Below are 15,524 nucleotides of genomic sequence, written 5' to 3' on the forward strand. Positions count from 1 at the left end.
AGCTGGGTTGGCATTTGCACAACGCTATACCTCAGAATAAAAGTTTATTTGTACTGTATTTAACTGATCGGAGGGGGATTATCAGGGAAGGCTATATGGGAACGGTAATGGGAAGGGTTGCCTAAAATAGCACCCTTTTGATAAAGAGAAGCAGAGATATCTTGGCGACCCAGAAAGAAAGGGTGTGATGAGCCATGACAGTGACAACAATGGTGGCAATCAAGCTGGTAGCTTTTGCTCTTTTCTGATTCTAACCAACGCTTGTCATCATCTGGTATTGGAGAAGAGTGAGCTTTTTGATGCTCGTGATCAAAAGTAAGATGCTCAGAACCGGATTGATGAAACTGATGAACGTCCGCCACAGCAACTACCGATTGCAGGGCAATCAATATGGCTAGAGCGAAAGTTAAAAGTTGACGGTTCACGGTAAAAAAGAGTCTCTACTCGTTCTCATAAATGCAGGGCAGTAGACTAGCAGATTATCAGTTAGTTCACAAAAGATAAGTGGATACTAACCAACTATTACACAGCTTTGTGCTTAAAGGCTAGCTTTTAGACTTGGCTACTTCCTGTTTTTTTGCGAGTTTCTCGGGCGATTTCAATTCCTCAACCTCATGCTCTAGCTGAACAACGGAAGTGTTTAGCTCATTGTTTTCTTTGGTTATAGCATCAAGTTGCGCTAGTAGCTCCTCTCTGTCAGTACTGGCTGACTGCACCTGTTCAGTTAACGCTTTTAATGAGTTTTGAAGTTCGCGCTGTGACTTGGCCAACAACCGCTTTTCGGTGATTAGCTCAGCGTTCTGACGGTTCAACTGCGTGAGTTCTGACTGTTGAGAGGCAATGGTTTGCCCCAGCTTTCGCTGCTCTGCTCGCAATCCCGACACTTCTTCAGCGTGCTTGCGCTCTTGTTGATCACGCTGTTCTTTAGCGGATTCGCGGAAGTGGCTCAAGTTGTCATAACTGTGTTGCAGACTCTTCTCCAGATCGATAATTCGTTCATCTTTTTGTCCACAAACGGCTGTAAGTTCTTTCAAGTCACTTTGAATACCTTGCAACTCAGTGTTCAGTTGCTCACTCTCACGGCTAGCAGTATTGAGCTTCGCCTGTAGTGAGTGAATGTTATCACTTAGAGCTTTATTTTGCTCTGTGGCTTGGCTTAACGACTCCTCAAGTCCTGACTTTTCTTGATTCCAAGACTTACGCTCTTTATCAAAGGCTTGCTCCATGTCTTCAATGGTTTTATTCGCTTCAGCGTTGAGCCTGGCAGCAAGCTGGCTTACCAGGTGCCCAATGGCGTCGGAGACTTTGACCTCGGTGAGTGTACCGTTAGTACGGGTCTTTTTAATGTCTTTGAGGTATTTTGAGATGGTGGTTTTGGAGCCAGTGTTACCCAGCTCAGCTCGTATTGCATCAATTGATGGGTTATTTACACCCTGTGAAGTCAATGATTTATATGCTTTTTCAACGTCAAATTGAGAGATGCCTGTGCGCGCCATTTTTTAAGTCTCTGATTATTTTGTAATGTAATACATAATATGTATATACATATTATTACTGTGTCATCTACGTGTCTATAGCTTTCGAAAATTCATTTTAGATAATAGTAGATTATCTATTGTGATGTGCGTTTTTGGGCGATATGATGAGGCAAAGCCGTACATAACACGCAATCATGCCCGATTCTAAAAATACTGATTTAGTCAGCTTTTACGTCAACGCCGCCACTCGAGAACACACGGTACGCAGTTACCGTGCCGCCGTTGAGCACTATGAGCGTCACTGGGGCGGCCTGTTACCTGCAACACCTGATGCGATTGCGCAGTACCTCAGTCACTATGCCGATAAGTTGTCGTCCAGTACCTTAGCACATCGTTTGGCCGTACTCGCTAAATGGCACAATGAGTACGGTTTTCCCGATCCCACGAAAGCTCCCCTGGTTAAACAGGTGATGAAAGGCATACGTCAAACGCATCCGTACCAACCTAAGCAGGCTCGACCGCTTCAGTTAGAAGAGCTCGACACCATTATTCAGTCGTTGGATTCATTGATTACAGAAAGTAAAGATTACTGGCAGCGCTTAAGGCATATCCGAAACAAAGCCATTCTGCTGCTCGGGTTCTGGCGAGCCTTTCGTGCAGATGAACTCACCAACATCTACATTGAGCACGTAATCGTGATCCCCAATAAAGGAATGTCATTGTATTTGCCAAACTCCAAAGGCGATAGAAACAATAAAGGTACGACCTATAAAGTACCGGCTCTGCAAAAACTCTGCCCAGTCACCGCCTATCAGGACTGGATAACAGCTGCTGAATTAACCGAGGGCCCACTGTTTATCGGGATCGATCGCTGGGGGCATTTCAACCAACACAATATGACGCCGAATACCATCATCAATATCGTGCGCGATTGCGCCAGGGATGCAGGGCTTGAGCATCCTGAGAGCTTTAGCAGTCATTCTTTACGCCGAGGATTTGCTTCATGGGCAGACAGTAATGATTGGAGTCTCAAAGATTTAATGGAGTACGTTGGTTGGAAAGATCCCAAAACGGCTCTACGCTACATAGATTCATATAATCGAATTCAGCAACGCTTTATTGAGCCACTCAAGTAGTGCAATACAATAAAACTGGAATGAAGACTACAATGTTCCACAGGCCTCATGAAATATGAATGTTAAGCATTAATTCAATATAGAGTGAACTTGAGCACGAAATGTCTAGGGCGGGTTCATTAAACTGCGCAACATTAAATATTACTATAGGTAAGGTGCAAGGTGTAGCGACTGAGCTAAACAGCTGAACCTTTAAAAGGTAACCAAATGATCAAGCCACCTAATTGGCCATGATATCCGTGGACGTTATTTTATATCTCTATGACAACAATCAATGAAACCGCTTACCCGCGCATTAAACCCAACATGAGTCAGTCTGAATTAGAGTCTGTATATACACCGACACCAGAGGACATGGCCTATATTCGCCAGCATCGCCGGCGCAAATTAGATCAGCTTGCCCTGTTAGTTCATATTAAATTAACTCAGCGCTTAGGGTATTTTCTCAAATCTTCTGACATCCCAAACAAGATTGTTACTCATATTTCTGAGCTGATGAAAATGGGCGACACTCCCAAAAAGTACTTAGCACGCTTTGACAGGGGTGGGAGTCGAACCCGTTTAAAGATTTTAGTGAGGCGGTATCTAAACATTAAGCTTATTGAGAATAATAATACAGCAACATTATTGCTTCATAAGCTTTCATCCGAAGCATCAGAAAAAAAGCATGAGCTCGCTGATGTTATCAATGTAGTTATCGAGGAGCTGGTTAAACAGCGCTATGAATTACCAGGCTTCTCAACTCTGGTTAAACATGCCAAATCAGCTAAAAAGCAGGTCAACGATACCTATTTCAAGCAAACACATAAAAAGCTGAATCATGAGATGACAATTGAGTTGGATAAAATGCTCAATAGCTCTGGAAGAAAAACGCGCTGGGACTCGATTAAACGGGAGGTCAAAAAGCCTACAAATAAAGAAGTCAAAAGCTACCTTCAACATTTGAAATGGCTACAAGACTTGGTCGAACGATTGCCAAATATGGAATTCTTACCGTTAACGAAAAAACACCATTACACTTTAGAAGCTCGTTCACTGGATGCTTTTCACTTAAAAGAAATGAAGCAAGCTAAACGTTACACACTGATGGTGCTATTGATCCAGTCAAAATTAAGTCAATCGTTAGACGATGTGGCGGGTATCTTTAAGCGTAAACTGAATAAGTTGCACCAGTCTGCGGAGACTCGGCTGATGGAATACCACCAGGAGCATACTCAGCGAACGGAAAAGCTCATCAACCAATTTCGTAATGTCTTAAAAACTTATGGTGATAATGAAGCTGACATACAGCCGTCACTGGAAGATATCCGAAACGCCATGAGCGAAGAGCCATCAGTACTATTGGCAGAGTGTGAAGAGCACTTAGCCTATGCCGGAAATAATTATTATCCCTTCATGCTTAAATTGTATAAGCCGCAACGAGCCCAGCTTCTAAACTGTTTGGAGCTTTTAGAGCTAGGCTCATCATCTGAAGATAATTCGATCCTAAGGGCGCTAGAAATCATCTTGGAGTATCGAAATACCCACAAGCAGGAGCTCGGCCACTATGATGACTTTGTCGCACAGCCTTGGATGAACGATAAATGGAAGAAGCTGATATTCAACGCAGACACGAAAACGATTAACCGCAAATACTTCGAGTTATGCGTGTTGTCTCGGATCAAGAACGAACTCAGTTCAGGTGATTTATTCATTCGTTACAGCCAGGAGCATTCAGATTATCGTAAAGAACTAATCAGTTGGGATGAGTACGAACAAGGCCTGCCTGAATACACCAATATGCTAGGGTTTTCAGAGGATAGCAAAACCTTTGTGACTGAACTAAAAGAAACGCTTAGCGAGTTATCAGCTCAGGTGGACGAGCAATTTCAATCCAATGAGTTTCTAGACTTCAATAACGATCAGCTTGTGATCAGAAGACATCAGAATACTCCAGAGCCCAAACAGCTCAAGCAGCTGGATGAAGCCTTACGAGACTCTCTTGAGGAAAAGAGCATTGTCGATATTCTAGTGGAATCAGAGCAATGGCTGGACGCCCACAAGCTATTTAAACCCATATCAGGCTTTGAGAGTAAACTTGATAATCCGCGCAAGCGCTTTATTTCAACGCTTTTTTGTTATGGCTGTAATCTTGGCCCAACTCAAACGGCACGCTCCATCAAAAACTTAACCCGCAAGCAAGTTGCTTGGCTGAATCTAAAGCATGTCACTGAGGAGAAGCTTGAAAAAGCTATTGTGAAAACCGTGAATGCTTATAATAAATTTGAGATGCCATCTTACTGGGGTACAGGCAAATCGGCCTCTGCTGACGGAACCAAGTGGAACGTATATGAGCAAAACCTGTTGTCAGAATATCATATCCGTTACGGCGGCTATGGTGGTATTGGCTATTACCATGTCTCGGATACTTACATCGCGTTATTCAGTCATTTCATTCCTTGCGGCGTCTACGAGGCTATCTATATTCTTGATGGTCTCATTAAAAATGAATCGGACATTCAACCTGATGTGATTCATGGTGACACTCAGGCTCAAAGCACGACTGTCTTTGGCCTAGCTTACTTACTCGGTATTGATTTGATGCCCCGAATACGGAACATCAAGAAGCTGGTATTCTATAAAGCGGATGGTCGCGTTAAATATAAACACATTAACCGATTGTTTAGAGGTAATATTAACTGGTCACTAATAGAGCGACATCTGCCTGATATGTTGCGTGTGGCGCTGTCTATCCAAGCCGGCAAAATAGCGCCATCGACCATACTCAAACGCTTAGGCACTTACAGTCGGAAGAATCGACTGTATTTTGCGTTTCGGGAGTTAGGACGAGTGATCCGAACAGCATTCTTACTGAAGTACATCGGTGATGTGGAGCTCAGGCGTACCATTCATGCAGCCACCAACAAAAGTGAAGAGTTCAATAACTTCACCAAGTGGTTGTTTTTTGGCGGTGACGGCATTATTGCTGAGAATGTCCGGCACGAACAGCGTAAGGTCATTAAGTACAATCAACTTGTAGCTAATCTGGTTATTTTGCATAACGTTCAATCCATGTCAGAAGTTCTATCGCAATTGAAGCACCGTCAAATCCCAGTTTCAGAAGAGGTGCTGAAGTTTCTTTCACCGTATCGAACCGAGCATATTAATCGCTTCGGTGATTACCATCTAGATTTAAGCAAAAAAAGTAAAACTCTTAATTACAAACTGGATATCACAAAGAGCCAAGTTCCGTAGTAGTGGGTGAGTCGAGTTTGCATGATATTGAATACACCCTTGGTAATTACAAGGAGATACGGTATAGGTGTTAGAAGTGAAAGCTTCCGATAGACATATCTGATAACTGTGTGCAGATCAAAATATGCAACCAAGATTTTTGAAAGATTACTTATAATTCATGAGGTTAAGTATATTTTTGGTCGATTTGTAACGAATCGTGGCCGTACCTCGATTCAGATTTAAGAGTATGAGTTTTGCTAGCTCGAAAGAGTACTTATAATGACTGGTTTTTCTATCAAGGGTGATTCTTTCTAAAGCTCTTTGGTTAAATGTCTTTTTCTCGATTTCATCAAAAAGTATTAATAGGTTTCCTGCTTTTGCTTTAATTATCCCGCCCGAAACATTTGAAATAATAATTCTTAAAGCTGCTGCTATTACTTGGTTAAGCTTGTGATTTTCATCGTAATTATCAGCTCTTGTAAAAAACCTTTCCTTATGTATTAAATTTAATGAAATGTTTTTATTGAATAATAGTTTACCTTTTAGACAGTTACGGTTCTGCTCTTTTTTACTGTATCTCTTGTTCAGTCCATTCCTTACTACAGTTTCTACCTCTTTGATAAATTCTAAATAGTAAATATCTATTATAGAAAAGTTCGTCAGGCTTAATGATGCAAAGGTATGGGTGTTTCTAAATTTAATCCAGCCTGTGTGCCCAAGCATTTCTACAAAAGCCCTTTTCCATTTGAGCATATGCTCTTCCCTTTCTCCATCGTCAGAAATGAAAGGGGCATTACCAAGCTTCGGTAGTATTTCGATTGTTAGGTTGCCGACTTGTAAAACCCCTAACCAGTTGGTCAGCTTTATAAAGTCAGGGCCAATTTCAAAGTAGGTTTTATCCTGGTTTATATGCCATTGCACAACTTTCTTGTAATGGCTTTTCAAAAAACCTTTTTCACCAACTTTAAGTTTTGACCATTCAAATGCCTGGATTTGCACTGTTATGCCTTAATCTGATAAATAGATTGAAAGTCACCGATGGTCCAAATTTCGTTAATGACAAGACTTTGGTAATCTTCAAATAAATTGTCACTATCAAATCCAGCCGGCCAACTTAATTGTTCTGTATCTTCTTTTACAAATCTATTACCTAAGACCATGCCTATTTTCGACCAATCACCATAAAAATATTCTTTAAGCTGGGGGATGACCTGATTTTTGAATACTCTTTTTAACTTTGATAGGGAGTTTATTCCCATAAAGAATGAATGGCCAATTGTATGATCTCTATCTAAGAGGTAGGTAAGTCTTTTGTTAATCGTTAATAACAGTTTATCGAGTTGAATTGGATCAAAATCGATTCCCTGATTATTAAAATAATCTGTTGCAAGCCTTTGATAATCTGGGTCTTTCCTATAATCCATTAGTTTCTCATCAGCAGAGAAGTCTTTTCTAAATTTGTCAAAATCAAGAATTTCCTTATTATCGCCTGTAAAATTCAACCAATGAATTAAATCCTCCCATTGCTCTTTAACTCTCTTGTTATTTAGATCATCATTTTTGTGAGCTAATATAAAGCTAGATATTTCCAAATATGGATCATTTTTTACCAAACTATAATCCGTCATTAATTCATTAAATATAAACCTTCTTCTTAGTGCGGTATCTAATGCCTCAACAGACCTATCAGCAGTATTCATTGTGCCGATGATATGCAGATTTGGCGGAACACTAAATCTTTCTTTTGAATATGGTAGAACCAAACTCAATGATTCGTCGCTACCATAGCGTTTATCGGGCTCAATTAAAGTTATAAGCTCTCCAAAAATAGATGCAACATTACCTCTGTTAATCTCATCTATAATAATTACATACTGCTTTAGCTCTTCGTTCTTATTGTTCTCAATATTTGGGTTAAATGACTCTTTTTCGTAAGCTTTAAGGAGCTGTAATGCTTTGATGAAGTATGATGCATGTTGATTGCCTAAACCACTAATATCCTTTAAACGCTTTACTTCTTGTCTTGTTTCAACTCCACTTCTGTACATGTATTCCAACTCGGAGAAGCTGATTTTATTACCCTTTTGTCCTCCCCATGTATCTCCACGGTATCTTAACGACTCATCGTCAATATCTGTAACTGAAACTTTTTCTGTTAATGGTATTGGTCCAGACTCTAATTTGCTTTCAATATGCTGAGTAAAACTATCAATAAGCTTTTTAATATGAAGATCTTTTGAGGCAATTCCCTTTGTGTTTGATGCTATGTAATTTTCTCTGGCTTGATTGGCAAGTGATTTAAAAAGTCCATTCTTAACTTTGTAGATCATTTGATCTGTTTCAGGATCTATTACCGGCTTTATACCTTCTACAAAGTCTTCATAACTCATTGATTGATGGAATGTAGTAAATACGACTTGTCCCGACTCAATATAATCTTCGAAGAGTTGATTGACCTCCTCTCTTGTTAGGTCTGTTTCTGGTTGACCTTCAATAATTTTTAAGGTTTCAAACTTAGTGCTATAAGTTTTACCGGTACCGGGTGGGCCATAAAGTATTATATTCGCAGTTTGTTGCTTAGTACTGGTATCAACAATCTCCCCATATACTTCACTTTGTGAATCCTGTGTAATCTCTGAAGAATCATTAGAAAGCTCTTTTAATCCTCGCTTTTTAATATCTTCAATTTTTTTTAATCGGCTTTGTAGCGTGGACTCTGGAACAATGAAGTCATCTTCCAAGTCAAACTCAGATATTATATTCCTTATACTGGCTACGTCTCTTTCTAAAAACTCAATTAGGCCTGCCTTCCAATCACCAACGATTTGTTTTTGGTATTTATATCTTCCCTCTTCATATTTAATACTAAGGTATTCTAAAACCTTTTTATAAAAATCAATTATTTCCAGGTTTAAATGATGGCCAAATACTACTTCGATATATGCTCCAGCAACCTGTCCATTATCAAGCTTTAATACATAACCGATGGTTTTGGTCATATTATGGTTATCGCCTCGGTTAAAGGGAGCAGAGAACAGGTAGTTTTCGTTGCCCTGAAACCAATATCCAGCATACAGTCTTTCGCCCTTTACCCTTGGTGAGAAGGTAAACTCTGGATTCTTATCTTTATGTTCCAGGTAGATCTTTAAAACTTGCTCATGTATTTCTTGTGTTTTCATACATACTCCCTACTCACCCTATTCTTCTTAAAGTTCTCGGCTTGTTCAAATATTTCTTTATAGACTTCGTCTCTATCCACTGGAGGATATTTGTGTTTAGCCAGTAATACTATTAGATCTGCTTTCAACTCGGCTTTGATATCAGCTCGTTGTGACCAATCTGTGTATTTAGCTTTATCATCAACGACTCTTTTAACTTCTTTTGCTAACTCAATCAGTTTATCTTCTGGATATGCGAAGTCGTATTTAACCGCTAACGACTTCAAGATGTCGTAAAATGATTTTTCTTCAAAGTCGATACCTAAGTCTTCGTGACTACCCATTTCCTTTCTAATTTTATGGAATAAATCGATAATTTCATCGGAGAAGTCATCCAGTACATCGCTCACCAGAACACTGTCTTCTTTACGTTCATTATATTTATCAACTAAGGCTTTAAACTTCTCAGAGAAGTCGATTCCTTTTGTGCGATTGGTCTTTTTGAACTCAGCAATGGCTTTAGCAAGGAGTTGCTGAAGTAGTTTTATCTTAGTGTTTGGAAGTTTAATTTTCTCTATCTTAGAGAGATAGTCATCATCAAACAGGTCAACCTCACCTTGTTTATCGCCCATCTTGAATATTTCTTCGACGCCGTCACTTTGCAGGGCATCTTTTATCATTTCCCTGACTTTATTGTTCATTTGTGCTGTGTCGGGAGCATCTCCCTTAGTCAATTTAAATACAATGGAACGCACAGCAAGGTAGAACTGGATTTTATCGCGCTCGGCATCTGTCAGTAATTCACTGCCGCAACAGATGTCATAAGCAGCTTTGAGGCGTTTAACCAGGTGCATGAAACGTTTTTCGACTTCCTGGGTGACTTGAACGAACTCAGAAGCATTGTTCAGGCAATTTAACTGCTCAACAGGCTTACCCGTAAAGTAAGGTGTTGCTTCGAATTTATGGAACAATTTTGAAAGTAAATCTAAATGATCTTTTACGACTACAGCAGATTGTTCAACTTCTTCGATGTTCTGACTGTCGGCTTTATTGTAGTGGGCCAGCGCCAGATTCATTTGCTTCTTAATTCCAATATAGTCAACGACAAGGCCTTTTTCTTTTCCCTCGAACTTACGATTGACGCGCGAAATAGTCTGAATCAGGTTATGCCGTTGGATGGGCTTATCAATGTAGATGGTATCCAGGAATGGAACGTCAAAGCCTGTAAGCCACATATCAACAACGATAGCTATTTTGAAGTTAGATTTTGCGTTCTTGAACTGGCGGTCTAACTCTTTTCGGTCATCTTTTGTGCCTAACATATCCCAAAGTTCCTTAGGATCATCCTTGCCTCGGGTCATGACCATTTTAATGCGCTCAATAGGCTTTATTTTCTTGCGTTCTTTTTCAGTAAGCTCCGCGCCCTCTTCACACTCTTTGATCTCGCTCCACTCAGGCCTCAGCGTAATAACTTCCTTATAAAAGTCATAAGCAATCTGTCTATTAGCACAGACAAACATAGCTTTGCCTTTAATGGTCGCGCCCTCTTGTATGCGTTCTTCATAATGTTCAACAAAGTCTTTGGCCAACGCTCGTAATCTATCGGGGTCGCCAAGAATAACGCCCATATTTGCGGCTGCTTTCTTGCTCTCTTCAATGGCATACTCGGTTGCTCCATCGTCAGAACAGGCCTGGTAGTAGTCCTCTATCTCCTGTAATTTGGTGTTATCAAGCAATACCTTTGCGGCTCTTCCCTCATAAACAATTTTGACGGTAATCTCGTCTTTTACCGATTCCGTCATGGTATAGCTATCAACCACTTCACCAAACACATCGAGTGTTGCGTCTACTGGCGTTCCGGTAAAGCCAACATAGGTTGCGTTGGGTAAGGAATCATGGAGATACTTGGCAAACCCATAGGTTTTCTTAACACCGTGCTCAGTTACTCTAACCTTCTGGTCAAGATTAGTCTGGCTGCGGTGCGCTTCATCAGAGATACAGATGATATTAGTTCGCTCACTGAGCAACTGCGTATCCTCGGTAAACTTATGGATAGTTGTCAGGAAAACACCGCCGCTCTTACGCCCCTGTAATATTTCACGAAGTTCTGCCCTACTTTCAACACTTTTGATATTCTCGTCACCAATGTATTTTTTGGCATTTTCAAACTGTTTACTAAGTTGATCATCAAGGTCTGTTCGGTCCGTGATAAGAACAATAGTGGGACTGTTGAAGTCGACGCTCTTCATCAGCAATCGAGTCAGGAACTGCATGGTAAAACTCTTACCGCAACCGGTCGCACCAAAATAGGTGCCGCCCTTGCCGTCACCTTCCGGCCTTAAGTGGTGTTGGATATTATTAAATAATTTGGTTGCAGCATAATACTGCGGATATCGGCATATAATCTTAGTTTCCAGGTGGGTTTTGTCAGGGAAGTAAATAAAGTGACGTATGACTTCCAGTAAGCGCTTTTTCTCAAATAACCCTTTTATCATGGTATGTAATGAGCTGATACCATCGTGCTCAATGGTTTCGTCGCCCGTTACCTTACGCCAGGTATAGTAAAACTCATAATCACTAAATAAAGTGCCCATGCGGTTATTAGCACCGTCACTAATGACACAAAAAGCGTTATAGAGAAACAGTTGGGGAATGGCTCTTCGGTAACGAGTAGCTAACTGAACGTAGGCATCATGAATCGTAGCATCTTCTCGAATAGCACTTTTGAACTCGAATACAACCAAAGGCAGGCCATTGATATAGAGAATGCCATCAGGGATTCTAATCTCCCCGCCAGGCCCTTCTATCTCTAATTGATTCACGATCTTGCAAATATTTGAAGATTTATAGGTTGGGGCAACTTCATCAATATCACCAGCAATCAGATCCATCTCAGAATCAGAGGGTTTTCGCATAGCAGCAAGGCCACTATAGTCCATCAGCTGGATATACAAATCCTTTTTATTCGGGTCTTCGCGCTTTAACAGGAATCCATCGCTAAGCCATTTGCAGAACTTTTTGTTGGACCCATACAGATCAGAATGTGACATCAGCTCTAGCTGGCGAACAATTGAATTAATTTCGGCGTCAGTAATGGCCTTAGATTGATAGCGCTTTTTGAGGTAATTGATCAAATCCTCTTTAATCAGAACATCCGAAGCAGAGCGAGCAATAGACTCGCCCGAAACATAAGTATAGCCCTGCTCTCCCAGTAACTGGATAATGGCTTGCTCAAGTTTAGCTTCGGTGAATTTAATCATCGTTTGGTTGTATGTTTATTTGTATTTTTATACATGGGTATCCAACCTTTAACTCTACATCCATCCAGTATTGTAAAGATAGGGTGCCAATGTTTTTGTTATCATTTTCACCCTCTATATACTCAAGCTTAAAAATTTGCTTTGGTGAAATTTCGCTAAATTCAATAGTTTCAAAAACGTCTTCGCTAGTCAATAAGCTATAGTCAATCCTTGGTAAGTTAATTTTATAAACTATAACCCTCCCAAGGTGGCAGATATAACTCCCTCCATAGCCATCATAAAAAGTAACTCCCAACTGTTCAGCTAACTCTTGATTATATCTAGCTTCAAATAGAATTCTAAAAAGATTGTCGTCGGCTGTAAAAAGCACTGGGTTATCAAGCCCCCTAATCATCTCATGAAGCTCAATCACAAAACTTTCTACGTCAGAATAAATTTTCGAGTCTGTGACTTCATAGCCAAATAAAGCCTTTAATATATTTTCTTTAACTGTTTTTTGTGAAGCCTCTTTCAACCACTCATCCTCGTTTATAGCTCTGTTTGCTTCAACCCCTTTTGATATATACACTTTTTTATAATTACTTATATTCAATGTCTTTAGGTTCTCACTTTTTTGTTCTCCCTCTTGACTTACTTTTCTGAATAAACTCAAAGGGAAAATATTAAAATTATCAAGCTTATAAATGAATGTTGAACAACTTACTCCAAAATCAGTTAATCGCTCTTCATCTATATCTGAATTGGAAATAATTTCATCCTGTCTTTTATTAATATTTTCAATAATCCATTCAATGGATTTTTTAAAGAACGGTAAATTATTATCATATTCATTTTTACTAACTAGACTTGGATCTTCTATATTATCAGAAGTTGTTAGCCAATCATTTAGATCTCTAATAATTGACTCGCGGTCCATGTGTCTAAACATGTCTGAAAAGATTAAATCTAACCATCTGCTCGAGAGTTTCCACTCACTTTTTGATAACGACACTGCTATTTCAACATAAGCAGGATTCATACTTTTGGGATCATTACGCCCCCAACCTGAATAGATTCTACCGGACACTCTTCTCTTCTCATTCACTCGATTAAACGAGTCAAGAACCTTGGCAAGCCAAGTACTATAGCTTTGACTTCCATCATTAGGGTAGTCTCTGTGTCTAATGTAAGTGCCCAAAAGCTCACCAGCATTCGTTATGGACTTTCTACGGCCAAGGAAAGCACCCGTCGGGTGGATTGGAACACCGTTAAGTAATGCCCTCACATAATCAATAAGTGTCTTATTATCCCTAATGTTTGGCTTTAATAAAATGTAACACGCAGTTAGGACTCTGAGATCAAATGCAGCATTATTAAGTGATATTATGTATGCAGCTTTAAAATTATATTCAGTACCATTTAAGACTTCTAACCAAGAACGAGAGTTAGGTTCATATAACATTATGTTGTGTGTAATAAGCTCGGATTTCCAGGTAAATTCTGCTAAACCGTTATCGTCTTCTCCTGCCAATAGCTTTTCAATCCAATTATTAAGCATGTCAACTCCCCAGCCAGCAGCCTCAATATTGTTAAACCTTAGTGCTGTTATTGAAGTTTGCGCTGTATGCTCAAGGTGAGTTAATAATAGAGGTAATAATGAAGAAAGGTTTGTAGAGGGTGAATATTTTTGTTTAATATAGTCTAGCCATGTTTCCCATGAGCCTACAAAATCATAAAGTACGTCTTCATATTTGTTGGCTATGCGAATATCTGGTGATGTAGAACTATAAGAACGCCATTCTATCAATAAATACCACGTATGATAGCTTCCCTGAATCAAAGATAACCCTTCGCTACTTACCAAATCATCACGTCTTGCAAATAATCGTTTATGTAGATAGATAGCTTCGTCAAAGAATTCAATATTTTCGGGAATTAACTCTACCGCAGCTTTAGATATCCGATAATATTCAGATAAAAATTGATCATAATAGGTTCTACTAAAGAAGTTAGCGGTTGGTAATAATAACCAATTATCTTCCTCGCCATTATCATTTATAAAACTTAATGCAGAGGCAATTTCTGTATGCCATTTTACAATATTATCTAGAGCATACTTAAACTCTGGAATATCTTTTTCTCGGATGGCATCATTAACTGTTCCTGTAAATCCAGTAAGCATTGAGGAAAGGCTTTTGTCAGAAGATTCTTGTGCTTTTCCAATTTTAAAGCTTATTTTAAAAAATAATTTAGATAACCAGCCAATGTTAAAGTCTTTATATCTGACAACAACTAATCTTTCTCGTGTTCTGATAGCTTGTACAATGATTTCTGGCTTAGTTTTTATGTCTATATTAAGCCATCTAAAAACCTTTAGAGATACTAGGGACTGATACGTTGAATTTCTCTTTAAAAATCTTAGAAACTTAAGTTGATATACTTGAAAACGAATTAAGGTATTAATAATTGCAAAATACACATTCGAAACTATCACTTCCTTTTTAGTTTTTATGTTTTTATCGATATTTTTGTATTTATTATCTGAAAGTTTATAGCTGCTAACTTTTAAGACACTAGGGTCCGGATTTGCGAGAAGGTTATGCTGCAATGAATTTTGCAGCAACAAATCACTTATACGTTTTCTAATATCATTTTCACATAACTCGTGGATGGTGAAACGAATAAGAAGTCTATCGCGCCTGACTTCATCCAACATTAAGAAGGTTGCAGTAAAAAACCAAATTGTTAACAACGTATTGAAGATCAACCATAATGCAGTTGTTATACAAATAGCAAGATAAGTTGACTCTTCCATACTGCCGCTTATGAAGTATCCAATAACGACAAAGATAGCCAAAAACAACCCACTTAAACCTGCATACATAAAACCCGAATACATTTGATAAAGAGGGAACAATGTTTTTTTAGCTGTTTTATTCTGAAATAGCAGGCCAATCAAACCAATAACAAGCGGGTAAACAACTCCAACGATTGTCAATTGAGCACTCAAAAAAGCCCCCTGCCAATCTATTAGCATATTCCAGTAGGGAAAATATGGTGCGAACAGAAGCGACAACTCTTGCTGCCATAACAATAAGTTAATAACAAAGAGTACTGCTAGAATAACTGTAAGAAATATGTAATAGGTATATCTTTGCGACCACTTTAGTATGTTGTACTCTATAGCACTCCATTTACTAGATAAAAATGTTTTATTCTTATACAAAGTATCATTAATATCTTTATCAACTTTGTATTTAAGGGAGTTAAGTAGCTTTTCAAATATGGCAAACACTT

Annotated in this window: 8 protein-coding genes; 2 read left to right on the forward strand and 6 right to left on the reverse strand. The window is 39.1% G+C overall.

Annotated features, from left to right (window positions below):
- Positions 1–59: 59 nt before the first annotated feature.
- Both B158_RS13395 and B158_RS0108180 read right to left on the reverse strand, forming a co-directional pair.
- Positions 60–425 (reverse strand): hypothetical protein, encoded by a 366-nt coding sequence (locus B158_RS13395; protein WP_106646697.1) that lies wholly within the window; start codon positions 423–425, stop codon positions 60–62.
- 120 nt (positions 426–545) lie between these two features.
- Positions 546–1,496 carry a DNA-binding protein gene (locus B158_RS0108180; protein WP_018624881.1) on the reverse strand — a complete coding sequence of 317 codons (951 nt, stop codon included), beginning with the start codon at positions 1,494–1,496 and terminating at the stop codon, positions 546–548.
- 176 nt (positions 1,497–1,672) lie between these two features.
- Here B158_RS0108180 and B158_RS0108185 point away from each other — a divergent pair, with 176 nt between their 5' ends.
- Both B158_RS0108185 and B158_RS0108190 read left to right on the forward strand, forming a co-directional pair.
- Positions 1,673–2,614: a site-specific integrase gene (locus B158_RS0108185; protein ID WP_018624882.1), complete on the forward strand. Its 942-nt coding sequence runs from the start codon at positions 1,673–1,675 to the stop codon at positions 2,612–2,614.
- 261 nt (positions 2,615–2,875) lie between these two features.
- Complete coding sequence (locus tag B158_RS0108190; protein ID WP_018624883.1) at positions 2,876–5,848, forward strand: Tn3 family transposase; 2,973 nt, start codon at positions 2,876–2,878, stop codon at positions 5,846–5,848.
- Between the two features lie 147 nt (positions 5,849–5,995).
- On the opposite strand, the gene B158_RS0108195 is transcribed toward B158_RS0108190, so the two are convergent.
- Genes B158_RS0108195 through B158_RS0108210 form a run of 4 tightly spaced genes read right to left on the reverse strand, consistent with a single transcriptional unit; the run spans position 5,996 to position 15,522 of the window.
- Positions 5,996–6,829, reverse strand: coding sequence for a 5-methylcytosine restriction system specificity protein McrC (locus B158_RS0108195; RefSeq protein WP_018624884.1), 834 nt, complete (start codon positions 6,827–6,829; stop codon positions 5,996–5,998).
- A gap of 2 nt (positions 6,830–6,831) precedes the next feature.
- Complete coding sequence (locus B158_RS13510; protein WP_018624885.1) at positions 6,832–9,009, reverse strand: McrB family protein; 2,178 nt, start codon at positions 9,007–9,009, stop codon at positions 6,832–6,834.
- Entirely contained in the window at positions 9,006–12,248 is a 3,243-nt protein-coding gene (locus B158_RS0108205) for a type I restriction endonuclease subunit R (RefSeq protein ID WP_018624886.1), read from the reverse strand. Before B158_RS0108205 ends, B158_RS13510 begins: the two co-directional genes overlap by 4 nt.
- Positions 12,241–15,522 carry a hypothetical protein gene (locus tag B158_RS0108210; RefSeq protein WP_033414027.1) on the reverse strand — a complete coding sequence of 1,094 codons (3,282 nt, stop codon included), beginning with the start codon at positions 15,520–15,522 and terminating at the stop codon, positions 12,241–12,243. Before B158_RS0108210 ends, B158_RS0108205 begins: the two co-directional genes overlap by 8 nt.
- Between the last annotated feature and the right edge of the window lie 2 nt (positions 15,523–15,524).

Source organism: Kangiella aquimarina DSM 16071 (assembly GCF_000374105.1).
Lineage (GTDB): Bacteria > Pseudomonadota > Gammaproteobacteria > Enterobacterales > Kangiellaceae > Kangiella > Kangiella aquimarina.